We start from the raw sequence: 24,941 nt of genomic DNA, 5'->3' as shown, positions 1-24,941 counted from the left end.
TACAAGGCAGATTCTATACGCGTTACGCACCCGTGCGCCGGTCGCCGGCAGATAAGCAAGCTTATCCCCGCTGCCCCTCGACTTGCATGTGTTAGGCCTGCCGCTAGCGTTCATCCTGAGCCAGGATCAAACTCTTCATCGTTGATTTTTATATAACTTGATCAACCATTAATAGCTAATTGCCCGGCCCGTGTTTTCGATTTTTATTCAATATTCCCGATCTGTCGCCAGAACGGAAATACGCTGTCTTTACAATATGTCTATGAACTTTTTATTCTTTTCTTCTTCGCCCTGTCTCCCAAAGCGGCTGCAAATGTACAGCTTCTTTTTTATCCGGCAAGCTTTTTCGAAAAAATTAAATTCTTTCTTTTTGGCTTGACAGATTAGAGACACAACACTCAATGAACATGGCACTCTTAACGCCTTTTCGCTTGCTCGGCATTGCCTCGCTAGCGGAGGGCAAAGATACATCTCTTTTTAAAACCGACAAGAATTTTTTTAGGTGTTTTTAAAATTATTTTCACAACACACAATTAACCTCTTAAAAATAAGAAGGTTGAACAACAAAGCTTCTTTAAAAAGGCGAATGAATATAGCAAATATTATTGAATTGACCAAATATTTTTTACACCACCTCCTATAGTGGAGTTTCTTTAGACCTTCTATAGCGATATTCACAATATTGTTATACCCTTGCCATGTTATGAGTTTTACCTCGATAAACTAAGTCCCCCACTTCACAGAACAAACCACCCTATATATAATGATAGCATTGAATGATTCTAAAATATGACCGCAACGCTATTCCTATTCTTTACAGGCACGAGCGCGACCCTCGCGCCAGCCATTCATTAGAGCATTGTAGGCTATAATTTTTTTAAAAGCTACATTACTAATTGCTACTTTAAACAATTGTTGAATTTTCACATTAATTAATTGAACTTTCCTGATTAATGTTGACCGCTAATTGTTTATTGATTTCCGCGTTAGGGATTGCAGCGGCATCCTTTTTTAGCGGCTGGGCCGACTAAAAAAGATACAGCGGAAAGCCCGCCCCGCCAGGGGAACGCCCAAAACAACACCTTCAAAAAATACCAGCTATTTCTTAGATTGGGATTTTTCCTTCCAAATATCGGTCAGGGTAGCATAATCAAACTCGAGCACCGAAGGTTGTTTTTCAAGACTAAATTCGGCAAAGGCTCGCTGCAATATATCTTCTATAAGGTAGTCTTCGTGCACCTTATCTGGATGAAACTCTTCTTTGATACTTATCTTAAACATTTTAGCGGTGGTATTATACCAAAATGCCCGCCATCCGTTTCGTAATTCCTTCACCAGATCGAAGGCCGTATTCCCAGTTTGGCGATAGATAAGCTTTACCAATATCTGACCTTCGGTACGTGTAAGCTTTTTAAGCTCCTCGGAAAACTCGTCTTCTACATACCTATGTATCTCCCTGGTATACTTCCTTTTTTTAGATTTCGATTTTATATTCTCCAAACTATCGTTCAAGGCAACCAGTCTTTCGGCAGCCAATTTCGCATAAGGATACACCTTCATGGTTTTGCGCCTCAATATATAATACCTCAACTTTTCATTGTACGAGGAAAAATTAAGCTTTCCAAAAACGTACACTTCATTTAAAGCTATGGAACTTTGAAGGATAGAATCGCCCTCCATAATTATATACTGCTGCGAAAGGGAATCTAAAGGCTCTTCCTTTACCTGGGACCAACCGATAAAACCCATTATCATAATAATTATTACTACTAGCTTATTTTTCATTGAATTTTAAAATGCATGCCAAGTCAAAATTAAACATAAACCCGACATCTTATTATTAATTAAAAGTGAATATTACTAAGTTTGTATTTAAAATATACGTAAATGAGCGCAAAGAAGATTCTTAACAAAAAATCTATTGATTTTTTAGAGCAATATTTGAACAATGCCTCCCCTACCGGATACGAGTGGGAAGGACAGAAATTATGGATGAATTACTTAAAGCCTTATGTAGATACTTTTATTACAGACACCTACGGTACGGCTGTGGGCGTTATAAATCCCGAGGCAAAATACAAGGTTGTTATTGAAGGACATTCTGACGAAATCTCCTGGTATGTAAATTACATTACCGATGACGGACTTATTTACGTAATCCGAAATGGCGGTAGCGACCATCAGATTGCCCCTTCCAAATGGGTTAATATACACACCAAAAACGGTATCGTAAAAGGTATTTTTGGTTGGCCAGCTATACACACCAGAGACAGCAGCAAGGAAGAATCCCCTAAATTAGACAACATCTTTATTGATATAGGCGCCAAAGATAAGAAAGAAGTAGAAAAAATGGGGGTACACGTTGGCTGTGTGATTACCTATCCGGACACATTTCGGGTTTTAAATGGCAATAAGTTTGTCTGTAGAGCCATTGACAATAGGGCTGGAGGATTTATGATTGCGGAAGTAGCGCGTCTTTTGCACGAAAACAAGGTAAAACTTCCTTTTGGTCTTTACATCACTAATTCTGTTCAGGAAGAAATTGGGTTGCGCGGGGCCGAAATGATCACCCAAACTATAAAGCCCAATGTTGCGATTGTCACCGATGTTTGCCATGACACTACTACGCCGATGATAGAAAAGAAAAAAGAAGGCCACACGGCAATAGGTGCTGGACCGGTTATTTCTTATGCTCCTGCGGTACAAAATAAATTACGCGAACGCATCATAGAGACTGCCGAAAGCAAGAAAATACCATTTCAGAGAATGGCAGCATCCAAACACACAGGTACAGATACCGATGCCTTTGCTTATAGTAATGGCGGGGTAGCATCGGCCTTGATATCTCTTCCCTTGCGATATATGCATACTACCGTGGAAACGGTACACCAGGATGATGTAGAAAACGTCATCAGGCTTATTTATGAAACTTTGCTAACGATTAAGGAGGGCGAGACTTTCAGTTATTTTGATTAACACTACACCAACCCTCCCTTTGCGGAGGGTTTTTTATACCCTAATTTAGACCTATGGACGAGTTGATCGATATTTTGGATTCGGAGGGAAATTTTACTGGAAAAACCATGATGAAATCCGAGGCCCACAAGAAGGGCTATTTTCACCCCACGGTAACTATTTGGTGCTACAATAAGAAAGGTGAAGTCCTAATTCAGCAACGGGCACACAACAAGGACACTCACCCTTTGCTTTGGGATGCCTCGGTAGCCGGACACATTGGCGCAGGGGAAGATAAGCTCCGATCTGCCGTCAGGGAGGTTGAAGAAGAAATAGGTTTAAAAATTTCTGAAAAGGATTTGATAAAAATAGGTGTCTTTAAATCTGTTCACCGCCATCACCCTACTTTAATAGACTGTGAGTTTAGACATACCTTCTTATGCGAACTAAAGACCGATTTAGAAAACCTAACAAAACAAGAAAGCGAAGTAAAAGCCTTGGCCCTTATTCCGCTTTCTAAATTTATCGAGGAACTACATGAGAATAGCAGCTCTAAAAAGTACGTTCCCCATGACCACGGGTATTATGAAACCATCATCAAGGCCATTGAAAAAAGGTTATAATTCATTAATAAACTCCTCTGGACTGTTTAGGGAGTAGGTTTTCTGGTCGCCTATGAGCATATTCTTCACTACAAAAGTATTGTTTTCCAATTCTTCTTCCCCTATCAACACCACATAAGGAACATTTCTATTATTGGCATACTTCATTTGTTTTTGCATTTTGGCTGCCGAAGGATATAGGTCCGATTTTACACCCATTTTCCTAAGCCGGCTCACTAGTTTTAGCGCTGCAAGGCCTTCTTTTTCACCAAAATTAACACAAAGGACTTCTAAGGATTGATCTATAGCCTCTGGAAAAAGGTTCAGTTCTTCCAAAACCAAATAAATACGATCCAATCCAAATGAAATTCCGACGCCACTCACATTTTTCATACCAAAAATCCCGGTCAGGTCATCATAACGGCCTCCACCGCCAATAGACCCCATTTGAACACCTTCTGGCGCCCCTACTTCAAAAATAGCTCCGGTATAGTAGTTAAGGCCACGGGCTAGGGTAACATCAATTGTTAGCTTTGCCGTTTGCAACCCTAAGGAAGCTATCGTTTCTATAATAAAAGTCAACTCCGACACACCCTTGCTTCCTTCCTCAGAATCTTTAAGCAAGTCTTTTAACACCGCCAACTGCTCTAAATTACTTCCGCTTAGTGAAAATAAAGGTGCAGCGGCTTCAATAGCTTTTTCCGAAATACCCTTTTCGCGCATTTCTTTGGTAATTCCGTCTATACCAATTTTATCTAGCTTATCTAAAGCTACCGTAAAATCTATCAATTTATCGCGCTCGCCGATCACTTCGGCTATACCCGCCAATATCTTTCTATTATTAAGCTTGATGTTTACTCCTTGCAGTCCCAATTCCGTAAACACAGCATCGTACAACTGCACAAATTCCACTTCCTGAAGCAAAGAGTCCGAACCTACCACATCGGCATCACATTGAAAAAACTCTCTAAACCTACCTTTTTGAGGTCTATCGGCTCTCCATACCGGTTGAATCTGATATCTTTTAAAAGGAAAATCTATTTCATTCTGATGCATTACCACGTAACGAGCAAAAGGAACCGTAAGATCGTAACGAAGGGCTTTTTCCGAAATTTTAGCGGTCATGGCAGTCGCATCCTTACTTTCATAGGTTTTATCATCTACTTTTCTCAGATAATCTCCAGAGTTTAGAATCTTAAAAATAAGCCTATCGCCTTCATCTCCGTATTTCCCCATTAGGGTTTCGGAATTCTCGAAGGACGGTGTTTCTATTGGCTGAAAACCATAGGTTTTAAAATGTTTCTTTACAATATCAAAAATATAATTCCGCTTATTGACTTCTGAAGGGGAAAAATCTCTTGTTCCCTTAGCAATGGATGGTTTCTGTGCCATATAAATTTATTGTGGTATAATACTATTGGATATAACTTATGGATTTAAAGCAGGCCCCTAGACGGCAATCTTATTTAAAGAAGAGACATCTTTTGAACTGTACATGCTTTTTACTGCATTAGGTCGTCAAACCATTTATACAATTCTCCCTTGGTTATAACCGCCCCTTGTTTGATTAAATTAAACTTGTCTAGATTCTTATCTTCGGTATACGCTTTAGATGCGGTTAAATACTCCACAAAATCTGACTGGTAATTCTTTTTAAACCACCCAAACCCTAGCTCGGTACGGAGGTCGATTTCTGGATTCATTACCTTCACCGAAATGAGTTTCATCTCCTTTTCTGCCAAATGAAATAAATGCATCTGTTGGGCCGATATATTTTCTAGATAACCAACCTTAGACAATACGCCTTCCCAAATTAAGTCGCTAAAGACATCTATCTCCTCTTCGGCCACTTCGGGTTTTTCTTTCTTTATAGTTTCCCATTCCGCTCCCGTAATTGATTGGGTAGCCAAAAAATTAATAAATTCCTGATGTAATTCCTCGAGCTGTTGCCTGGTGAGTCTGGTGTATTTCATTTGTATAAATCTTACTTACATGGCTTGGTTCATTTTCACTGCCACGATGAATGCCTTCACAACAATTTAAAGTGTTGTTTTTACTTTGCTGCAAAAATAACAAGGCTAGGCGATTTGCCCAGCCTTTTAAAAATTAAATTCACAATAATTCTAAAATTTATATCTCAAACCGAATTGTGCCTGCCACCTAGACAACAGACTGGCATCATAACCATTTGTTTTTGTTTGGTTAGGATTAAAGCTATAGGTAGCTGTTTGGGTATCGGGATCTACATTTACCCCAAGCGGACTTGTATTGTTTGGTTGCTGTACTACGCCCCAATTGGAATTTATGAGGTTTCCAAAATTAAGAACATCTACACTAAACTGAATTGTATGGGTTTTATCTCCATCAAGACTGAATTTATAATCCTGCAGCACCTTTACATCCCAGCGTCCTCTCCAGGGGGTCAAAGCCCCATAGCGATCCATATACTCTCCTCTATGCTTACTCAAATAATTATCTTGCTGAATATAAGCTTCAAAGGCCTGGGCTTGTGAATTGTCCGGAAACGCCATTTGCGCTACTTCACTGGCTGTAGGGATATATAAGAGATCGTTGTTTTGACCAGAACTATCCCCATTAATATTTCCTGCATAGGTGTAGTTATACCTATTCCCTTGTGCGTATTCAAAAAATGCAGAAACCGTAGTAGCCCATTGATCATTTCCATACACAAACTGTTTGGAAGCTACCCCAATAAACCTATGGGTATCGCCATATTTGGAATAACTTAAAACATCCAAATTAGAATTCCCTACAACAGGGTTAAAATCGAAGGCATCACCCGTAATTTCTGCTTCGATGGAATTTACATCCTTGGCATTTAAAAAGCTATAGGCCAGACTAGCATACAATCCATTCTGGAAATTCTTTTGAGTTTTCATAGATAAGCTCCACACCCTTCCTTTATCGGAATTGGTAAAGACATAGGCATTATTTCCTTTATCGGAAGCCGCGTAATACGCTCTATTATCCCCAGGACTATTTAAGGTTAAGGATGGATTTCGCTGCCCCCAGTTCTGCACATGAGCCCCATTAATATCTTTGGTATAGGATACGTCTACCGTTGCTATGATTCCGTTTTCAAACCTTTTATCCAACCCTAAATTTGTTCTCCATACTTGTGGAAATTTAAAATCGGGATCTACTAATTGAAAAAAACCATCATCGGCACCACTCACCTGATTTCCTATCCAAACAAATGGCAATCTGCCGGTAAAAACACCCGATCCTCCTCTAAATTGATTTTCACGGTTTCCGTTCACATCCCAATTAAACCCTACTCTAGGAGACACCAACCAATCTGAGGAGGGCATAGTGGTAGAGTTCAAGAATACTTCTTCTCCCGTATTGGGATTAAAATACGGGATACTGGTATCCCTTACAGCGCCATTATCTGTATCGATATACTTTTGAATTAAACGGGCCGTATTAAAATAAAGGGGTTTATCTACCCTAACCCCATAGGTAAGCTTAAAGTCTTGTGTAGCATTCCATTCATCTTGAAGATAAAATGCCAACTGTCCCACATTGAGCTCCGAGAGCCTCCATCCCCCGTCATTTCCTGCCCCTGCCGCATTTCGAGAGTTATAGGAATTTTGGGTTGCCGCCAAATACTTTTCCACGACCCCACCGGGCTGTGCATTATCCAAGAACTCCTGTACACTTGAATAAGGCGCGAACATTCCGAAATACGGAAAAATACCGAAATTAAAGGACTCGTAATTAATTAAATTAAAGGAGTTTTTAAACTGAAACTTCTCAAAAGAAAAGCCAACGGTATAGGTGTGGTTCCCTTTAAAAAAACTAAGATTGTTACTCAATTGAAACACTCTTTGATCCAGGGTATTATTGATAGAAAAGGGCTCATGACCAGCGATAATGTAATTAGAACCATTACCGTCCTGAATGGTAATTATGGGAGCTGGAGCAGAAAAAGGATTTCTAAAATCGTCAAAATAAGAATACCCTAGCTGCAATTTGTTTGTTGCCTCATCGGATAGTGTGGAATTTAGTTCTAACTGAAAGGACTGCAGTTTATTGTTAATTTCATATCCTGAATTCCTAAACTGCAAAGTAGTAAAATTAGGACCCCTAGAGGCTATTGCTGTTGGATGTGCCGATTTTTCCTTGGAGGCATCCAAAAAATTATAGATCAAAGCCAATCGGTTATTATCATTGACGTTCCAATCTAATTTAAAAATTCCTTTTAGGGATTTTGCCCCAAAAGTAAATCCTTGATAAGCTCCTGTATCATACCCAAAGACAGACAAGGCATTTTGAACCGCTACCAGATCACTCTCTAGCACTCTGGATTCGTTTACAGCTCCAGACCCTGTATTTGGAATCCATCCATTGGTACCCAAATCGTCCCTAATATCCTGCTCAAAATTAGCAAAAAAGAACAATTTGTCCTTTACAATGGGGCCACCTAGACTTATCCCGTATTGGTTTTGGGACAAGGCCGGTTTTACAACCTTTTCTCCCTTAACCCTACCTCCAGTGAGATCTTCGTTTCTAAAAAACCCATAAACGGTACCGTGTAATTCGTTGGTACCACTTTTAGTCACCGCATTGACAGAGGCTCCTGTAAATCCGGATTGTGTGACATCGTAAGGAGCTGTACTTACTTGTATTTGCTCTATTGCATCCAAAGAAATGGGTTGAGAATCGGTTTGTCCACCAGGGGTGGGAGCATCTAATCCAAACGGATTATTAAAAATTGCGCCATCCAGGGAAAAGTTATTGTACTGATCGTTTCTACCACCGAAGGAATTTCCACTCGCGGTAGGTTCTAAACGGGTAAAATCTGCTGCAGAACGCGAAATGGTGGGCAACCGGGTCAATTCCCGACTCCCTACACTGGTTTCCGCCCCTGTCCTATCGCTTCCAAAAGTACCTGAACCGCGACCAGAAACAACCACTACCTCTTCCAGGGCCTGGGAATCTGACACCAATTGTACTTCGAAGTTTTGGGTTTTTCCTAGACTTAGAAAAACATTCGTTTCAGTTCTACTTTTAAACCCAATATAAGAAATAGTAATTTCGTAAGGACCACCAACCCTAAGGTTTAATAAATTAAATCGTCCGTCTTCATTGGTAATTGCTCCATACTTGGTTCCTGTAGGCGTATGAATTGCAACAATATTAGCACCTAATAAGGAAATGCCTTCCTCATCTAAAACAACGCCTCTGATATTGGCGGTAGTAACTTGAGCCCGAAGTAATTGGCCAAAACACAACAATGTAAGAACCAGAAATAGCTTTTTTTTCATGTGTACTTGATTTTAGAATTAACATTTGGTCAGTTTCTATAAAAGTAACACAAAAAAAGGCCACATTTCTGTGGCCTTTAAAATTACTATGTAATTAAGTCTTAAGCTTTTGCTTCTGCAACTACTTCGAAAGCAAGATCAAAGATAACTTCTCTATGCAATCTGATTTGTGCATTGTAAGGACCAGTCCTTTTTACTGCACCACCTTGAATAGCGATATATTTTTTATCAATTGACTGTCCTTCTTTTTCTAGGGCTGCTGCCAAATCAATATTTGTAATTGATCCAAACAATTTATCCCCAGCACCAGATTTTGCTGCAATCTTAATTTCCAATTGTTTAACAGCTTCCGCAACTTTCTTGGCTGCATCAACAATTTTCTTTTCTTTATGAGCTCTTTGTTTTAAATTTTCAGCTAATACTTTCTTTGCTGAAGATGTAGCTAAAGCGGCCAATCCTTGTGGGATAAGGTAGTTTCTACCAAAGCCATTTTTAACAGTCACTAAATCATCTTTAAAACCTAAGTTCTGTACGTCTTCCTTTAATATAAGTTCCATCGTCCGTTTCTTTTTATTTTAATAAATCGCCAACATAAGGCATTAAAGCTAAATGACGTGCTCTTTTAACTGCAACGGCCACTTTACGCTGATATTTTAAGGAAGTACCAGTAAGTCTTCTTGGCAACAATTTACCTTGCTCATTTACTAATTTAATTAAGAAATCAGGATCTTTGTAATCTACATATTTAATACCAGATTTCTTGAAACGACAATACTTCTTTTGAGTATTAGTCTCTATATTTAACGGGGTAAGATACCTGATCTCTCCGTCTTTTTTTCCTTTAGCTTGTTGTTCTATAGATGCCATATTCCTTACGCTTTAGTCTTTAACTTTGTTCTTCTTCTTTCTGCCCATGATACGGCGTGCTTGTCTAATTTTACAGTTAGAAAACGCATCACTCGCTCATCTCTTCTGAACTCTAGTTCATAAGGAGAAACAACATCGCCTTCAGCTGTAAACTCGAACAAATGGTAAAAACCACTTTTCTTGTGTTGGATTGGGTACGCTAATTTTTTTAGTCCCCAGTTTTCTTTGGCTACCATTTTAGCTCCTTTGTTAATTAAGAAATCCTCAAATTTCTTAACTGTTTCCTCTATCTGAGTCTCAGACAGAACGGGATTTAAAATGAAAACAGTTTCGTAATTGCTCATATGTTTATATTTTTAAGTCTGCAAAAGTAACAATTAATTGTTCTAATCACAAGAAAATAAAGAAATCTTCGTTATAGATAGGACAACACCTTACTATAATCTAAAATATCAAATAAACCAATGTCATCGCCATCTACACAACAATTTCGACCATGTTCACAACTTTTATTGTTTGACACCCATATTTTTATGTACTTTGTCGATGATTTAACCCCACAAATCAACCATTTATGAAGTTAAGATGTATAATTGTGGACGATTCGTCCATGCAGCGGATGGCGGTCGCCAAACTTGTAAACAATCATCCAAGTTTGGCATTGGTAGCGGAATACAGCAATGCCATAGAAGCCAAGAACGGGATTAAGAACAATGAGATTGATTTAATTTTTCTAGATGTTGAAATGCCTATTATTACAGGTTTTGATCTTTTGGAATCTTTAGACAACAGCCCACAAGTAATTCTTATTACAGGGAAGCCGGACTATGCCTTAAAAGCATTTGAATACGATGTAACGGATTATCTTCATAAACCTATAACCTTATCGCGTTTTGATGCCTCTGTAAAGAGAGCTGTTTTAAAATACGAACAAATCAATAAGGTGAGTGAAGACGAAGAGCACATTTTCGTGAAAAGCAACCTAAAGAAAAGAAAGGTTATCCTTAACGAAATTAAATGGATAGAGGCTTTGGGGGATTATATCAAATTAGTCACCGATGATGCGAATATCGTCATATTATCGACCATGAAATCTTTTGAAAAACAATTACCGGAAGACAAATTCTTAAGGATTCACAAATCCTATATCGTAAACCTAGAAAAGGTAGAGAAGTTTAACAGCAAAAACGTAGAAGTTAGCGGAAAACAAATACCTTTAAGTAGAAACAAAAAAACCGAACTTGCCGAAGCTCTGAACAATTTTTAATTAAATGTGATCTACATTATAAATTATACGAACGCCTCTAAATTGGGCGATAGCATTAAATGAATGCTCTATTTTTTTAATGCTATTTTTTGTTCTGCCCAAGGAATAATCCTTGTGTATTTTCAACATGGCATTTTTAAGGTATAGGTTTCTAATCCTGGACACCGGCGGATATTCTGGACCTAGCACGTTGTCTCCAAATACGTTTCTCAACGATTGAGTAAACCACTCGGCAGCCTCATTGAGTTTATTATAATCTCTATGTTTAAAGGTTATCTTTATAATCCTGTTAATTGGCGGATACTTAAATTGCTCCCTTTCATATAATTGCTCTTGAAACATCCCCTTAAAGTCACTAGTAGTCACTTGTTGTAAAATCTGGTGATAAGGATTATAACTTTGAATAATCACTTTCCCCCTTTTCTGTGTTCTCCCAGCCCTTCCTGCCACCTGGGTAAGGAGCTGAAAACTTCTTTCATGAGCCCTAAAATCAGGGAAATTCAACAAGGTATCGGCATTCATGATCCCTACTAATCCGACATTCCGAAAATCGAGTCCTTTGGTAAGCATCTGGGTTCCCACCAAGATATCGATCTCTTGTCTTTCAAAGGAAGTAATAATTCTCTCATACCCATGCTTGCCTCTAGTGGTATCCAAATCCATTCGCCCGACGGTAGCATTTGGAAACAAGCCATGCAATTCTTGCTCTACTTGTTCGGTACCAAAACCTTTGGTATCTATCGTAGCGCTTCCACAGGCCAAGCATGCTTTCTGCAAAGCCATATGATAACTGCAATAATGACAACGCAATTGTTTTCTATGCTGGTGAAAGGTTAAACTAACATCGCAATTTGGACATTGAGGAGAATGGCCACAGGTAGAACATTCCGTTATAGGAGCATACCCTCTTCGGTTTTGAAAAAGAATAATTTGTTCTCCAAGTTCTAGAGCCTCGGTAATTTCTTCGATCAGTCGCTCCGAAAAATGTCCTTTGATACGTTTTTTACGAGTTTGTTCCTTGATATCGACAATTTCCATTTCGGGCATCAGCACGTCTCCATACCTCCTATCTATCCGCGCATACCCGTATTTTGAGGTCTTAACGTTATAAAAACTCTCCATACTAGGTGTCGCAGACCCTAATAGAATTTTACTACCATGCAAACTGGCCAGTACAATTGCCGCATCCCTAGCGTGGTATCGCGGTGCAGGATCGTACTGCTTAAAAGAACTTTCGTGTTCTTCATCAACAATAATGAGCCCTAACTCATAAAAGGGTAGAAACAAGGCCGAACGGGCACCTATAACAATTTGAGCCTTTGGCTTGTTTCCCAGCACATTGTTCCACACCTCTACTCTTTCCTGTACGTTGTATTTAGAATGAAAAACAGCGACCTTATCGCCAAAATAATTCTGCAGTCTTGAAATTAATTGGGTAGTAAGAGCTATTTCCGGCAATAGATAAAGGACTTGTTTTCCCTGCTGGATATATGCGTCGATTAATTTTACGTAAACCTCCGTTTTTCCGGAAGAGGTCACTCCGTGTAAAAGGGTTGTTTTATTTTCCTGAAATGAAATTTTAATATCCTTTAGCGCTTTTTCCTGATAAGGATTAAGGGATTTGAGGTCGGAATTTTCTTTTTCCCCCTCATACACCACTCGATCTGTCTGAATGAGATATTCCTCCAAGATTTCCTTATCGATCAAACTTCTTATACTGGCAGCCGAGCAGTTTGCTGCCTTTTCCAAATCGGATACTTTAATTGGTTTTTTACTTACTGCCTGAAGCTGAAATAGCGCTAGCACCACCTGACTTTGCTTAGGTGCTCTTGTCAAGGAATTCAACAACTCAGCCAAGTCTTCCTCGGAGCTGTATGCTTTTCCCAATTTCACGTAACGCACCAACTTAGGCTTGTACTGCTCAAACACCTCTTCCTTGAGTACAATAACTTTCTTCTGCAGCAACCTATCCAATAAAGGAAGTACATTTTTTTTATTGAGGATCTGACTGATCTCCTGAACCCTTAAAATAGATTGATGCTGAAGCGCTTCGAACACCAAATACTCGTCGTCTTTTAGTGCATTTTCATCTACAATCCCCTCTTCATTTCTCAGGATAAGCGTTTCACTTTCTAGCAACAGTGCTCCAGGAACGGCAGCCCTAAACACCTCCCCTACCGAACAAAGATAGTATTGCGCAATCCATTTCCAGAACTTGAGCTGTATCTCTGTAATGACCGGATAGTCGTCCAATATATGCTCTATATCCTTCGCTTGGTAAGCTTCGGGCGGAGTCTGGTGCAATTCGGCTACTACTGCCGTATATATTTTTGATTTCCCAAAGGGGACGGCTACCCTCATTCCCGGCTTTATAATTTCTGCCTCGGCAGCAGAAATACTATAGGTAAAAAGCTTCTCAATAGGAACCGGCAAAACAACGTTGATGAAATACTGCATAATCTTTTTTCTTCTATCCGCCGACTCTAATCCAGGTTTGGGTACGATACATAAATGCCAAATAGCCTCTTACTTTAAGTTCGTCGGGATTCTCGGGATTCAACCATATCTTACATCTAAAGGTCATCGCTTGTTCCGGATCAAACAAAGTCGCCCCTTTCCATTCTCCCTTTTCGTTCTTCTCCAGTCCCTCGATAATTTTCATGCCCAATATAGGCTCTCCCTGCCTTTCTCCTTCACATTTCGTGCATACGGCACCTTCTCTTCCCTCTTCCAAAATTTCAACAACCTGACCATGCATAAGTCCGTCTTCCTTATAAATATTTATAATTGCCTTAGGGTTCCCCGTTCTATCGTCTATAGTCTTCCAAGTCCCAAAAACATTTTGAGCATAGGAAGGCCACGCCAATAAAACCATCAATCCATATAAAATCAACCTACTCTTTTCCATTGTAATTTTTTAAATTTTTTCTCAGAGAATTCAAGGAGGCGTTCAATTCAAATCCAAGCAACAAAATATTAGCGTTCAACCATATAAACACCAGTAATATCAATAGTCCGGCCAAAGCACCGTACAACTCGTTATACCTAGCAAACTTCTCTACATACACCCCAAAGAGGTACGAGGTAAGCATAAATAAGATCGTAGTCATTAGCGCACCGGCAGAAAAAAACTTGGTTTGCCTACCTTCCTTAGTACCAAAATAGTACAATATAGCAGTTATTAAATAGGTCAGAAACCCCAAGAAAACAATCTTCCCCGTCTGGGCAAACACCAGGTCTATTTGTTCTTGATGTGCTCCGGTGGTTAAACTGCTCAACCCTCCAAGAACAAAGGCCTCAAAATAAACAAACACCACAGCCCCCAACAAGATAAGAACAGACAACAATATCCCTATCAACAAGGCATAGATATATTGTCTAAAAACATTACGTGTAAGACTCACGTGATACGAATTCTCAAAGCCGCCAAAAATAGCATTTACACCGTTGGCCATTAAAAATATAGAGGTTATAAACGCTAGGGCCGAGGACAAGACATCGCCCCTTTCCTGTGCCTTTATCTGCATGTAAATCTCACTAAAGAAATCTCCTGTTGCCCGTGGCAAAAAGGACTCCAAAAACTCTAAAAACTCAGCATCAAAGTTGGCGAATTCCGAAGTTAGGTAAGGAATTATAAACGGAATCAGGGTTACTAAAAAAATCAAGAGCGGAAACAAGGCCAGAAAAAGACTGAAGGCGATAGCACTGGCCCGAGAAGACACGGCACCCTTTACGATTCCCAGAACATACATTTCCATAAGATCGTAAAAAGACAGTCCCTCAAAGGCAGGTAGTTTAAATTGCTTCAGCAACTTCACCACGCTGTTCAATACGGGAATCTTAGCGAGTTCTTTTTCTATTTCTGCCGACATTTAAACCGCTTTTAGGCTCAGGTCCATATTATAAATAGAGTGTGTCAGCGCCCCTGATGAAATAAAATCAACCCCGCATTCCGCATATTTCCGAATGGTATTTTCTGTGATTCCCCCCGAGGATTCGGACAAACACGTATCACCGATCAACTGAACGGCCTTTTTAGTGTCTTCATAATTAAAGTTGTCCAGAAGAATTCTGTATATACCCGGGGATTGTAAAATTATTTTAACCTCGTTTAAATCCCTTGCCTCCACTATAATCTTCAAATCCTTTTTGGCGGTTTTCAGGTATTCCTGGGTTTTCTCTATAGCCTTTGTGATCCCTCCTGCAAAATCAATGTGATTATCTTTTAACATAATCATATCATAAAGAGCAAACCGATGGTTTTCTCCACCTCCAATTTTTACGGCCCACTTTTCTATTGCTCTGATTCCAGGCGTTGTTTTTCGAGTATCCAAAATTTTAGTTTTGGTACCATCCAATAACTTTACATAGTAATTAGTCTTTGTTGCAATGGCGCTCATGCGCTGCATAGCGTTAAGCACTAGCCTTTCTGCTTTTAAGATACTTTGAGAACTACCACTGACATAAAAAACGACATCGCCAAATTTCACTTTATCGCCATCATTCATCAAGGTTTCTATCTCCAAGGTACTGTCTACATATTCAAATACCTGTCTTGCAAAGGCTACCCCCGCGATGATACCATTATCCTTCACCAAAAGCTTTGCCCTCCCAGTAGCTGTGCTCGGAATACAGGCTAGAGAGCTATGGTCACCATCCCCAACATCTTCACGGATGGCATTTTTTATAATAAGATCCAGTTCGGTTTTAAATTGTGCTTCTGAAATCATGTTTTTATTTTTACAATGCTAATTTACTAAAATGTTATTTAGATATTCCCTTATTATAGACCTCAATTACCAATACCTTTTATAGATAAGAGGCCTACAAACCCATAGTCCCAAATATAGGAACTGAAGTTTGCCAAAGATATCTATCTAGATTAAAAATTGTAAATTATCTTTGCGGCATGACCATAAAGTTACTTGCATTAGGAAAGACAGATAGCAAACAATTGCAGCATTTAATGGATGAATATCAAAACAGACTTCGCCATTATATAAAATTTGAGCTAGAAATTATTCCGGACATAAAAAACACCAAAAACCTCTCTGAAAGTCAACAAAAGGAGAAAGAGGGCGCTGCTATATTAAATCGTTTAAACCCTACGGACCAAATGATTTTGTTGGATGAAAACGGTAAACAGCACAGCTCTATGGAGTTTTCAAAATACCTTCAAAAGAAGATGAATACCGGGTTAAAGCAATTGGTTTTTGTTATTGGCGGACCTTACGGTTTTAGCGATGCCGTTTACGAAAAGGCCAGCGGAAAAATAAGTTTATCAAAAATGACTTTTTCCCACCAAATGGTACGATTATTCATGATAGAGCAGCTATACCGAGGGTTTACGATCTTAAGGAACGAGCCTTATCACCACCAATAAGGATGATGCACACAGCTTTCCTTAAAAACAAAATAGCTTCACTCCTACCCCCTTACGATCCATTATTGATATTATAATTGGGGCGTTCCCTCCTTTGTCGGGCGGGCTCTTCGCTATATCCCTTGCATTGCTGCGGGGATGCCGCTGCGATCCCTAACGCAAAAAAACTCGCCACTTCAGTTATGCCGCCACAAAGTTGGCTATAAAGAAAAACACCCTGCCAGCTGATAACTCTAGAAAAAATATCTTTTTAAAAACAAACTACCCCGCTGTAAACAGACGGGGCAGCAACCTACTATATATTTTAAAGAAAAGTTTAGAAGCCTTAAACTCCTGACCTCACTAATTAATACAATACTCTAAATTTTATAGTATTGTCTATCTTCTTAAGCTCTTTAATAACTTCTTTATTATACTCTTTATCCAGATCCGAAATAACATAGCCTACTTCGTTATCAGTTGAAAGGTATTGACCAGTGATATTCATATCATAACGCGCCAACACCTTGTTAATTTTCGCCATAATGCCAGGCACGTTTTTATGGATGTGCAAAAAACGATGCGAGGTGTTTTGCTTTGGCAATCTTATATTGGGAAAATTTACGGCATCTACTGTATTTCCCGAGTTGATGTAATCCATTATTTTGTTCGGTACAAAATCGGCGATATCACGTTGCGCCTCTTCGGTACTTCCTCCAATATGGGGAGTTAAAATCACATTCTGCAAGCCTTGGAGTTCTGTATGGAAATCCCCATTACTTCCTGGCTCTTCAGGAAAAACATCGATAGCAGCACCGGCAATTTTACCACTTTTCAAGGCTTTTACCAAGGCTTCGATATCTACTATAAACCCTCTAGAAAGATTCACCAACATAGCTCCGTCTTTCATTTGGTTTATTTCGCGCTCACCTATAAAGTTTTTGTTAGTTTTACTATCATCGATATGAAGAGTAACCACATCAGAAACATTCAACAGATCTTCTAAAGTATTGCATTTAATAGCATTTCCTAAGGCCAACTGATCGGCAACATCATAGTAATATACTCTCATCCCGATAGCCTCTGCCAATACAGATAACTGTTTCCCAATATTCCCGTATCCTACGATTCCAAGGTTTTTACCACGAACTTCTTTAGAGTTTGCTGCGGTTTTGTTCCATTGCCCACCATGAATTTCGGTACTTCTTGGAAAAATACTTCTCATCAGCATAATAATTTCGCCAATAGCAAGCTCTACTACAGATCTAGTATTGCTATAAGGAGCATTAAATACTACCACTCCTTTTTTCTTACAAGCTTCAAGATCAATTTGAGTAGTTCCGATACAAAAAGCACCAACAGCCATTAACTTATCTGCCGCATCCAGTACCTTTTGAGTCACTTGGGTCTTGGAACGTATTCCCAAAACGTGAACTCCTTTAACTTTCTCTATCAGTTCTTCTTCTGGAAGACTGCTTTTTAATAATTCTACAGAAAAACCTTCTTTGGATAGGTTTTCAAATGCATCTGAATGCACATTTTCCAAAAGGAGGATCTTAATTCTATTCTTTGGATACGATATTTTTCTAGGCAATTTATTCACAAATAAAAATTCATCTAAGTTAGGTGTAATATAATCTGCGTTTTTCGCAGCCTTTTCTCTATGTACATTTTCTGTATAGGCAAAAAACTTATCCGCTATACCTGCTTCACGCATTACATAATCACTATACCCATCGCCAATAACCTGTACCTCTCCCTCTAGGTCAAGATTTTTTAAACAAGCTATTTTCCCGTTATGGGTAGCCAAAACATTAGCTTCATCAAAACCAATGATTTTTCCATCCTCATCAAACTTAAAGGTATTTGCATACACTCTGTGCTCTGGAATGTTATATTCTTTTACGATTGGATCTATAAACTCCTTAAACCCACAAGATATCACATAGATATCATCAGAATAAGCCTCAAAAAACTCTTTGTTAGACTCGATAGATCTGGATATTTTATCACGTAGCTGATCTACCAACACCTCCAAATCACTCTTATGAGCATTCAACAACTTTATTCTTCTTTCCAAAGATTCCGTAAAGGAAATATCCCCATCTATCCCTAGATTGGTGATTTCCTGAATTTCACGAATAATCTCTTCTTTATTAGAATTTCCATTAAGGGTGATTTCCGCTAACACATCTAGGGCTTCTACCCTAGTCAATGTACTGTCAAAATCAAAAACATATTTTCTTCCTGCCTGAACCATTTATTCTGAAAAATTTAGACGCAAAAATATAAATTAATTATTTGCAAATCCCATCTTTGGTCATAAAAGTAACTTTCCGACAACACAAAAACCCTTGTTAATGCATTATTGTTTTTTTAAAAGCCAAAATATTATCAATTTGACAAAAACGAACGCAACCATCAAAACATACTCTACCAAAAAACTAGGCAATTAGCATCCTCTAACTTAAAATTCGTTTATAACAACCCGCCTTTATAGATAATTCCCGCTATGATGGCCAAACCGAAACTCAATAAAGTCCCTATCAATATGTATTCTGTTAGTTTTCGCGAATTACTTTCTTTTAAATCATTAAACCTAAACACCGATTTTGCCGTTATCAGCAACCCAATTACCTCCCATCTTCCCATGATCATAAAAACAAACACAAACAATCGCTCTATTATTCCAATATATTTTCCGGCATTAGGCAAGGATTTATGATCCAATGCTATCTTATTAGCCATCCCCTCCAATAACTTTGTCATTATTATTGACGATGGAAATCCCACAAAAACAATTGCAGTAACCAAAGACCAGTCTATTTGCTGCACTAAGGTCAATGTATGGGTTACCACATCGGTGGTATACGCGCAGGCATAAATAACCAAAAGATGTAAAAATTGATCTATAAAAAAGGGAATACTTTTATTTTTAAACCATGGATTAATATAGAGCTTAGCTACGTCTATAAGGTAATGGGACAGAATTAACAATACAACCCAAAACCACAAGCTAAGGTTCCAGAGCAAAATCATCGTTAGCACAAAATGTACTAATATATGCAAGTATAGATATTTGGATCTTATTTTATGGGCCTCTTTATGAATGACCCATCGTGTTGGTTGCAGTAGAAAATCACCTATCAGATGCGCCAAAAAGAGTTTTGTAAATAGTATCATGTATCCAAATCCTTGATTGTCTCCTTGTAAAAATCAAGCACCTCCATAACAAGCTCCATTCTCGCCCTTTTTAAACGTTGGCTTACGGCAGATTGCTGTACCTTTAAGTAATCTGCCCATTCTTGCTGGGAAACATCAGGTTGTTCTAAAGCCAAACGCACTACCTCTGCCGTGACGACAGACCAATTGTCCATAAAATCGAGCGCTAACCGCAATACAAGATTTAAGGCCTTATCTTTTTGTGAATCGCCTGTAGAAATCGCTAAATTTAATTTTTGCTTTTTTAAGGTTTCAAAAACCCTACCCGAACGCTGATGAGCTTTTCCGTTGGACTGACTAACACTACTCCCTTCAAAATTCTCTTCACCGATCCCGATCCCTATACGAACATCGAGCTTTTTCACTGTTTTTATCAATGCTTTAATTTCAATGGCAATTTTTAAAGCGTTTTCAGGACTTGTTCTAATTTGAAACTCATCGCCTCTATAAATCTCCCAATCTACGGGTGTTGTCCCCAATTGATTTAGACGCTTCTTTAACATCGTCATCCACTGAATCACCTCTGATTGTTCAGAATTGACAATATCCCCGGTAAGTATTGCGATTACTTTCATAAGCTAAAAGACTAATATATTCAATTATAAGCTATAAAGCTAATATTAAAATTTAAAAGCTGCTTCTATTTTCAATACCCTATCCGTAATATCCCTATCATTTCTAAAACCAACGTCTTACAGCCAAACAGTATTTTTGGTAGTCCTTACCGAATTTTTTCAACAAGGCTTCTTCTTCTGGCAGGATTTGATACGCATTTATAAAATAAACAAAGCCAGCAGCCAGCAGGGTATTAAAGGCATTTCCCAACCACAATCCCCAAGCTAACAACAGCAGCAATAAAGCCAAGTACATTGGGTTTCGAGAATAACTATACAATCCAGTCGTTATCAACCGAGATGCTTTGCCAGGATGTAAGGGATCAATAGATGTTTTAAATTTAACAAATTGAAACAAAGAAACAAAGGCTATTAAAACAGCCATGAATACCAATATTAAAATCAGATAATTTCTTCCGAAAAACTCAAAATCTCCCACAGGCAACACCATTGCAAGCAAGTACATCAATAGGGCAAACACAACCGCCACTCCCACTGGAGGTATTTTCACTTTCATATAACAAGAATAACAAAACAATAAATTTAACACTTTTCAGCCCTCTTGAACTATTAATCCCAAAAGATTTTTTAAATTCACCGCAAAAACACTTTAACAGAGACCTTTAACGCCATGCAACTAGTATTCGCTACCCATAATAACAACAAGCTCAAAGAGGTACAGCTCCTACTCCCTAATGACATAGAACTACTATCACTTACGGACATTGGATGCACGGAAGAGATCCCAGAAACCGCGGAAGACTTAGAGGGCAATGCTATCTTAAAGGCTAAATTTGTAACCAAAAATTACGGCTACCCTTGTTTTGCAGACGACACCGGACTATTAGTAGACGCCTTAAACGGAGCGCCAGGAGTATATTCTGCACGTTATGCGGGAGAACAGAAAAGCTCGGAAGACAATATAACGAAGCTATTAGAGGAACTGAAAAACAGCACCAACAGGAACGCACATTTTAAAACCGTCATTGCCTTACATATAAACGGACAGGAATTACTTTTCCAAGGCATTGTAGAAGGCGAGATTACACACCAACGACATGGCGTAGGGGGCTTTGGCTACGACCCCATTTTTAAGCCTCTCGGATACGAGAAAACATTTGCCGAGTTCCCTATTGCACTCAAAAATAAAATAAGTCATAGAGGTAGAGCTATCCAAGAACTACTTGCCTATTTTAAAAACCGGTAAATTATGTCAGAAACAAAACTACAGACCTCTAAGACCCCTTTTTCTTTTCCAAAGCTACGCACAGAAACTATAGGTGGGTATTTAGTTGCTGTTTTTGCCTTGTTTATGGCTATAACAGAAATGGCCAACAACAAATTGAAAGAAGACTTAATGATATCTCAAAGCATGTTTGTCGACCACACGGCATGGTACCAAGCAAAAAGCGTAAAGCAAAGCATAAAAGAAAGTGAACTTAGTCTTTTAAATATACTAAACGACGCCTCCATTGTCACCAACAGTTCTTTTTCACCCTTTAGGGAAAAGATAGATCACACCAAAACACTGGTTCATAAATACGCAGCTGAAAAAACAGAAATTTTAGTCGGCTCCTCCAATATCCCACAAGCCTATTGGGCTCAAGACTTAGATGGCCAAATGGGTGTTATCACAGGCGTAAAAGAATGGGAAAAACTCATCAGAGAGTACGGCAGCGCTTCACAGGTATTTAACTTGGGAATATTATTTTTCCAAGTTTGTTTGGTCATGGGAATTCTTTCTATTATCGTGAACAAAAATCAAGCAAAAATCTTTACCACCTTAACCCTCTTTTTAGGCATTTTAGGCATCACCGCTACTTCGTACGGTTTTTGGGTATTTCCATAAAAACATCACTAATTTACAAAAAAAACGCAGTTATTAAATAAATAGCAGTACCTTTGCCCCCTTAATTAACGCCGCTGGTATAGCATGTGTTGACCGGAGTCTAAAAAGGGTTATATAAATAATCGCTCTACTCAACATACATATTTGCGATTATTTTATAACTTATTATGACAAAATTCGAAGAATTAGGACTAACTCCGTCCTTATTGAACGCTATTACTGATTTAGGATTTGAAGCTCCTTCTGAAGTTCAAGAAAAAGCAATTCCAATCTTATTAGAAAGTGAAACAGATTTAGTAGCCCTTGCCCAAACAGGGACAGGAAAGACAGCTGCCTTTGGTTTTCCACTTATCCAAAAAATTGATAGCGCAAGCAGAACTACCCAAGGATTGATTTTATCTCCGACAAGGGAACTTTGTTTACAGATTACCAACGAACTTGTTGCTTATTCCAAATATGAAAAAGGTTTAAACGTTGTTGCTATTTATGGTGGCGCGAGCATAACAGACCAAGCTAGACAAGTTAAACGAGGAGCACAAATTGTTGTAGCTACCCCTGGTAGAATGAAAGATATGATCAGTCGTGGACTGGTAGACATCTCTAAAATAGACTACTGTGTACTAGATGAGGCCGATGAAATGCTTAACATGGGCTTTTTCGAGGATATCAAGGATATTTTATCCAATACTCCAAAAGAAAAATCTACTTGGTTATTTTCAGCTACCATGCCAAGAGAGGTTTCGGTTATCGCCAAAAAATTCATGAACTCCCCACAGGAAATCACTGTAGGATCTAAAAACTCAGGAGCCAATACCGTACAACACGAATATTATGTTGTAGGTGGAGGAGATCGTTACGCTGCTTTAAAAAGATTAGCAGATACCAATCCAGATATATTTTCGGTTATTTTCTGTAGAACCAAAAGAGATACGCAAAAGGTTGCCGAAAAATTAATCGAAGACGGATACAATGCCGGAGCTTTGCACGGCGACTTAAGTCAGAACCAAAGAGATTTGGTCATGAACTCATTCCGTAAGAAACAAATACAAATGTTGGTAGCAACCGATGTTGCTGCCCGTGGTATCGACGTAGATGATATTACCCACGTAATCAACTACCAATTACCTGACGAAATTGAAACGTATACGCACCGTAGTGGTCGTACAGGTCGTGCCGGTAAGTCGGGTATCTCTATGGTCATCATTACCAGAAGTGAACTGAGAAAAATTAAGGCCATCGAAAACAAAATACAAACAGAATTTATCAGCAAAAAAATTCCGACTGGAATGGAAATTTGCGAGATTCAGCTGTATCACTTGGCCAACAAAATAAAGGATACTAAAGTAAACGACGAAGTAGATGTTTACCTACCCGCAATCAACGATGTCCTTCAAGGAATTGATCGTGAGGAACTTATCAAAAAAATCGTTTCTGTTGAGTTTACCCGTTTCTTTAACTACTACAACAAGGCAAAGGATTTAAAATCTGCTGAGCCTAGGGAACATGGTGAAAGAGGCGAAAGAGGAAGATCGGCCGAAATCCCTACCAATGGTAACGTTAGATATTTCATCAATGTAGGTGAAAAAGACGGATACGATTGGATGTCTTTAAAAGATTTCCTAAGAGATACTGTTAACCTGGGTCAGGACGATATCTTTAAGGTTGATGTTAAAGAAAGTTTTTCCTTCTTTAACACCGATGCTGCCGTAACAGAAAACATTTTAAAAACCTTTACAGAATTTAAGGTAGACGGAAGGTTTGTCAATGTTGAAGTATCTAAAAGCCCAGGTGGCGGCGGTGGTCGTGGCCGTGGTAGCAGAGACCGTGGCAAAAGCTTTGGTGGAGGAAGAGATAGAGACAACGACAGAGGAGGTCGCGGAAGAAGAAGGGAAAGTAGCTTTTCTTCAAAAGGAGGCTCTTCTAGCGGTTCTTATTCCGGAAAAAGAAGAACCAAAAGAAAAAATGATTCATATTAGTTAATTCTATACTAAAAAAATACGCTCCGGCGTATTTTTTTAGTTAGTTTACGTTCTTAAATTTTGGATTCTATCACATGGGAAGATATTTAGCGTTTTTTTTATTGGTTATTGGTACCTTAGGTTACTCCCAAGAAACCAAAGGGTTGAATGACCTTCAAGAATTAAAGGCATTGGTCGTAAATGCTCAAACAGACCAACCTATGGAAAGTGTCCACGTGGTAAACCTTAACCAGGTGGTGGGTACCATAACAAACGAAAAGGGCGAATTTAATTTAACCGCCAAGGTAAACGACACCCTATTCTTTACCTTTTTAGGTTTTAAATCCCAAAAAATACGTGTCAGCAACGACATGTTTAAATTTAAGAACACTAAAATTGCCTTAACGGAATTGGCCTATGCCTTGGAGGAAGTAATCGTTAGACCATATTCTCTCACTGGATATTTAGAAATCGATGTCAAGAACTTACCTTTAAACAATGCCTTTCAGTACAGTATTTCCGGTTTATCTTTTGGATACGAAGGAGGCAGCAAAAACCCAAGTGCCGTTACCAAAGTTCTAGGGGCCATCCTCAACCCAGCAGATTTACTGCGAAATCTATTTGGTAAAAAACCAAATCAGATGCGTAAATTAAGGCAGATGAAAGAAGACGATCAAATTAGAAATTTATTGGCATCTAAATTTGACAGGGAAACACTTACAGAATTACTGCAGGTAGAAAAAATTGACATAAACGACATTCTTACCAATTGTAATTATTCCAAATCCTTTATCAGTACCGCCAATGATCTACAAATTTTAGATGCCATTAGCAGTTGCTACGAGGAATTTAAAATATTGAACCGAAAAAATTAAGCACTTAGCCGACTTTTTTCCACTACCAATCCAGGTTCGAAATTTATTTTATTCTGTAAATTAAATTTTCTAATTACAG

Annotated in this window: 23 protein-coding genes and 1 rRNA gene; 8 read left to right on the top strand and 16 right to left on the bottom strand. The window is 38.7% G+C overall.

Annotation, left to right across the window (positions count from 1 at the left end):
• Positions 1-142: ribosomal RNA gene (locus tag BUA16_RS06045) — 16S ribosomal RNA — on the bottom strand; the annotation flags it as partial.
• Positions 143-1,098: 956 nt separating this feature from the next.
• Positions 1,099-1,785, bottom strand: a complete 687-nt coding sequence (locus BUA16_RS06040; protein WP_072763794.1) for a DUF4294 domain-containing protein — start codon at positions 1,783-1,785, stop codon at positions 1,099-1,101.
• Between the two features lie 102 nt (positions 1,786-1,887).
• Between BUA16_RS06040 and BUA16_RS06035 the strand changes: the two genes are divergently transcribed.
• Together BUA16_RS06035 and BUA16_RS06030 are read left to right on the top strand one after the other, a co-directional pair.
• The gene (locus tag BUA16_RS06035; RefSeq protein WP_072763792.1) at positions 1,888-2,976 is read left to right on the top strand and encodes a M42 family metallopeptidase; all 1,089 of its coding nucleotides are present in this window, start codon (positions 1,888-1,890) and stop codon (positions 2,974-2,976) included.
• 53 nt (positions 2,977-3,029) lie between these two features.
• Positions 3,030-3,578 (top strand): NUDIX hydrolase, encoded by a 549-nt coding sequence (locus tag BUA16_RS06030; protein WP_072763790.1) that lies wholly within the window; start codon positions 3,030-3,032, stop codon positions 3,576-3,578.
• Here the strand turns inward: BUA16_RS06030 and hisS are convergent.
• The 6 genes from hisS to rpsF form a co-directional block, all read right to left on the bottom strand.
• Entirely contained in the window at positions 3,573-4,949 is a 1,377-nt protein-coding gene (gene hisS / locus BUA16_RS06025) for a histidine--tRNA ligase (protein ID WP_072763788.1), read from the bottom strand. The genes BUA16_RS06030 and hisS overlap by 6 nt on opposite strands.
• 110 nt (positions 4,950-5,059) lie before the next feature.
• The gene (locus tag BUA16_RS06020; RefSeq protein WP_072763787.1) at positions 5,060-5,530 is read right to left on the bottom strand and encodes a DUF6495 family protein; all 471 of its coding nucleotides are present in this window, start codon (positions 5,528-5,530) and stop codon (positions 5,060-5,062) included.
• Between the two features lie 150 nt (positions 5,531-5,680).
• Positions 5,681-8,848 carry a TonB-dependent receptor gene (locus tag BUA16_RS06015; protein ID WP_072763785.1) on the bottom strand — a complete coding sequence of 1,056 codons (3,168 nt, stop codon included), beginning with the start codon at positions 8,846-8,848 and terminating at the stop codon, positions 5,681-5,683.
• A 101-nt stretch (positions 8,849-8,949) separates the two neighbouring features.
• Positions 8,950-9,405 carry a 50S ribosomal protein L9 gene (rplI, locus tag BUA16_RS06010; RefSeq protein WP_072763783.1) on the bottom strand — a complete coding sequence of 152 codons (456 nt, stop codon included), beginning with the start codon at positions 9,403-9,405 and terminating at the stop codon, positions 8,950-8,952.
• Between the two features lie 13 nt (positions 9,406-9,418).
• On the bottom strand, positions 9,419-9,715 hold the full coding sequence (rpsR, locus tag BUA16_RS06005) for a 30S ribosomal protein S18 (RefSeq protein WP_031444567.1): 297 nt from the start codon (positions 9,713-9,715) through the stop codon (positions 9,419-9,421).
• Between the two features lie 5 nt (positions 9,716-9,720).
• Positions 9,721-10,059, bottom strand: a complete 339-nt coding sequence (gene rpsF, locus BUA16_RS06000) for a 30S ribosomal protein S6 (protein ID WP_072763782.1) — start codon at positions 10,057-10,059, stop codon at positions 9,721-9,723.
• 230 nt (positions 10,060-10,289) lie between these two features.
• On the opposite strand from rpsF, the gene BUA16_RS05995 reads away from it, so the two are divergent.
• The gene (locus BUA16_RS05995) at positions 10,290-10,982 is read left to right on the top strand and encodes a LytR/AlgR family response regulator transcription factor (RefSeq protein ID WP_072763780.1); all 693 of its coding nucleotides are present in this window, start codon (positions 10,290-10,292) and stop codon (positions 10,980-10,982) included.
• Here the strand turns inward: BUA16_RS05995 and priA are convergent, their stop codons facing one another.
• From priA to nadC, 4 genes are read right to left on the bottom strand one after another with little or no spacing between them, the layout of a single operon-like run.
• Entirely contained in the window at positions 10,983-13,439 is a 2,457-nt protein-coding gene (priA, locus tag BUA16_RS05990) for a replication restart helicase PriA (protein ID WP_072763779.1), read from the bottom strand. It lies immediately after the preceding gene.
• A 13-nt stretch (positions 13,440-13,452) separates the two neighbouring features.
• Positions 13,453-13,890, bottom strand: a complete 438-nt coding sequence (locus BUA16_RS05985) for a DUF2147 domain-containing protein (protein ID WP_072763778.1) — start codon at positions 13,888-13,890, stop codon at positions 13,453-13,455.
• On the bottom strand, positions 13,877-14,854 hold the full coding sequence (locus tag BUA16_RS05980; protein ID WP_072763776.1) for a YihY/virulence factor BrkB family protein: 978 nt from the start codon (positions 14,852-14,854) through the stop codon (positions 13,877-13,879). Before BUA16_RS05980 ends, BUA16_RS05985 begins: the two co-directional genes overlap by 14 nt.
• Positions 14,855-15,712, bottom strand: coding sequence for a carboxylating nicotinate-nucleotide diphosphorylase (gene nadC, locus BUA16_RS05975; protein WP_072763774.1), 858 nt, complete (start codon positions 15,710-15,712; stop codon positions 14,855-14,857).
• 179 nt (positions 15,713-15,891) lie between these two features.
• Between nadC and rlmH the strand changes: the two genes are divergently transcribed.
• Entirely contained in the window at positions 15,892-16,365 is a 474-nt protein-coding gene (rlmH, locus tag BUA16_RS05970) for a 23S rRNA (pseudouridine(1915)-N(3))-methyltransferase RlmH (RefSeq protein ID WP_072763772.1), read from the top strand.
• A 346-nt stretch (positions 16,366-16,711) separates the two neighbouring features.
• Here the strand turns inward: rlmH and serA are convergent, their stop codons facing one another.
• The 4 genes from serA to BUA16_RS05950 all read right to left on the bottom strand — a co-directional run bounded on the left by serA (position 16,712) and on the right by BUA16_RS05950 (position 20,697).
• A complete protein-coding gene (gene serA, locus BUA16_RS05965) occupies positions 16,712-18,604 on the bottom strand; it encodes a phosphoglycerate dehydrogenase (protein WP_072763770.1) in 1,893 nt (630 codons plus the stop codon).
• Between the two features lie 218 nt (positions 18,605-18,822).
• Entirely contained in the window at positions 18,823-19,527 is a 705-nt protein-coding gene (locus BUA16_RS05960; RefSeq protein WP_072763768.1) for a DUF3307 domain-containing protein, read from the bottom strand.
• On the bottom strand, positions 19,524-20,141 hold the full coding sequence (locus BUA16_RS05955) for a SatD family protein (RefSeq protein ID WP_072763766.1): 618 nt from the start codon (positions 20,139-20,141) through the stop codon (positions 19,524-19,526). Before BUA16_RS05955 ends, BUA16_RS05960 begins: the two co-directional genes overlap by 4 nt.
• A gap of 103 nt (positions 20,142-20,244) precedes the next feature.
• Entirely contained in the window at positions 20,245-20,697 is a 453-nt protein-coding gene (locus BUA16_RS05950) for a methyltransferase family protein (protein ID WP_072763765.1), read from the bottom strand.
• A gap of 114 nt (positions 20,698-20,811) precedes the next feature.
• Here BUA16_RS05950 and BUA16_RS05945 point away from each other — a divergent pair, with 114 nt between their 5' ends.
• From BUA16_RS05945 to BUA16_RS05930, 4 genes are all read left to right on the top strand, one after another.
• A complete protein-coding gene (locus tag BUA16_RS05945; RefSeq protein ID WP_072763763.1) occupies positions 20,812-21,387 on the top strand; it encodes a non-canonical purine NTP diphosphatase in 576 nt (191 codons plus the stop codon).
• A 3-nt stretch (positions 21,388-21,390) separates the two neighbouring features.
• Positions 21,391-22,029, top strand: a complete 639-nt coding sequence (locus tag BUA16_RS05940) for a DUF4337 family protein (RefSeq protein WP_072763761.1) — start codon at positions 21,391-21,393, stop codon at positions 22,027-22,029.
• A gap of 167 nt (positions 22,030-22,196) precedes the next feature.
• Positions 22,197-24,005 carry a DEAD/DEAH box helicase gene (locus BUA16_RS05935; protein WP_072763759.1) on the top strand — a complete coding sequence of 603 codons (1,809 nt, stop codon included), beginning with the start codon at positions 22,197-22,199 and terminating at the stop codon, positions 24,003-24,005.
• A 77-nt stretch (positions 24,006-24,082) separates the two neighbouring features.
• Positions 24,083-24,862 (top strand): carboxypeptidase-like regulatory domain-containing protein, encoded by a 780-nt coding sequence (locus tag BUA16_RS05930; protein ID WP_072763756.1) that lies wholly within the window; start codon positions 24,083-24,085, stop codon positions 24,860-24,862.
• The last annotated feature ends 79 nt before the right edge of the window (positions 24,863-24,941 follow it).

The sequence above is a fragment of the Arenibacter nanhaiticus genome (assembly GCF_900141935.1).
Taxonomy (GTDB): domain Bacteria; phylum Bacteroidota; class Bacteroidia; order Flavobacteriales; family Flavobacteriaceae; genus Arenibacter; species Arenibacter nanhaiticus.
Note: the sequence above shows the minus strand (reverse complement) of the source record. Positions and strands in the feature narration are given on the sequence as shown.

Coding starts and splice junctions, on each gene's coding strand:
- BUA16_RS06040 (WP_072763794.1), bottom strand. CDS start 1,785: ATGAAAAATAAGCTAGTAGTAATAATTATTATGATAATGGGTTTTATC.
- BUA16_RS06035 (WP_072763792.1), top strand. CDS start 1,888: ATGAGCGCAAAGAAGATTCTTAACAAAAAATCTATTGATTTTTTAGAG.
- BUA16_RS06030 (WP_072763790.1), top strand. CDS start 3,030: ATGGACGAGTTGATCGATATTTTGGATTCGGAGGGAAATTTTACTGGA.
- hisS (WP_072763788.1), bottom strand. CDS start 4,949: ATGGCACAGAAACCATCCATTGCTAAGGGAACAAGAGATTTTTCCCCT.
- BUA16_RS06020 (WP_072763787.1), bottom strand. CDS start 5,530: ATGAAATACACCAGACTCACCAGGCAACAGCTCGAGGAATTACATCAG.
- BUA16_RS06015 (WP_072763785.1), bottom strand. CDS start 8,848: ATGAAAAAAAAGCTATTTCTGGTTCTTACATTGTTGTGTTTTGGCCAA.
- rplI (WP_072763783.1), bottom strand. CDS start 9,405: ATGGAACTTATATTAAAGGAAGACGTACAGAACTTAGGTTTTAAAGAT.
- rpsR (WP_031444567.1), bottom strand. CDS start 9,715: ATGGCATCTATAGAACAACAAGCTAAAGGAAAAAAAGACGGAGAGATC.
- rpsF (WP_072763782.1), bottom strand. CDS start 10,059: ATGAGCAATTACGAAACTGTTTTCATTTTAAATCCCGTTCTGTCTGAG.
- BUA16_RS05995 (WP_072763780.1), top strand. CDS start 10,290: ATGAAGTTAAGATGTATAATTGTGGACGATTCGTCCATGCAGCGGATG.
- priA (WP_072763779.1), bottom strand. CDS start 13,439: ATGCAGTATTTCATCAACGTTGTTTTGCCGGTTCCTATTGAGAAGCTT.
- BUA16_RS05985 (WP_072763778.1), bottom strand. CDS start 13,890: ATGGAAAAGAGTAGGTTGATTTTATATGGATTGATGGTTTTATTGGCG.
- BUA16_RS05980 (WP_072763776.1), bottom strand. CDS start 14,854: ATGTCGGCAGAAATAGAAAAAGAACTCGCTAAGATTCCCGTATTGAAC.
- nadC (WP_072763774.1), bottom strand. CDS start 15,712: ATGATTTCAGAAGCACAATTTAAAACCGAACTGGATCTTATTATAAAA.
- rlmH (WP_072763772.1), top strand. CDS start 15,892: ATGACCATAAAGTTACTTGCATTAGGAAAGACAGATAGCAAACAATTG.
- serA (WP_072763770.1), bottom strand. CDS start 18,604: ATGGTTCAGGCAGGAAGAAAATATGTTTTTGATTTTGACAGTACATTG.
- BUA16_RS05960 (WP_072763768.1), bottom strand. CDS start 19,527: ATGATACTATTTACAAAACTCTTTTTGGCGCATCTGATAGGTGATTTT.
- BUA16_RS05955 (WP_072763766.1), bottom strand. CDS start 20,141: ATGAAAGTAATCGCAATACTTACCGGGGATATTGTCAATTCTGAACAA.
- BUA16_RS05950 (WP_072763765.1), bottom strand. CDS start 20,697: ATGAAAGTGAAAATACCTCCAGTGGGAGTGGCGGTTGTGTTTGCCCTA.
- BUA16_RS05945 (WP_072763763.1), top strand. CDS start 20,812: ATGCAACTAGTATTCGCTACCCATAATAACAACAAGCTCAAAGAGGTA.
- BUA16_RS05940 (WP_072763761.1), top strand. CDS start 21,391: ATGTCAGAAACAAAACTACAGACCTCTAAGACCCCTTTTTCTTTTCCA.
- BUA16_RS05935 (WP_072763759.1), top strand. CDS start 22,197: ATGACAAAATTCGAAGAATTAGGACTAACTCCGTCCTTATTGAACGCT.
- BUA16_RS05930 (WP_072763756.1), top strand. CDS start 24,083: ATGGGAAGATATTTAGCGTTTTTTTTATTGGTTATTGGTACCTTAGGT.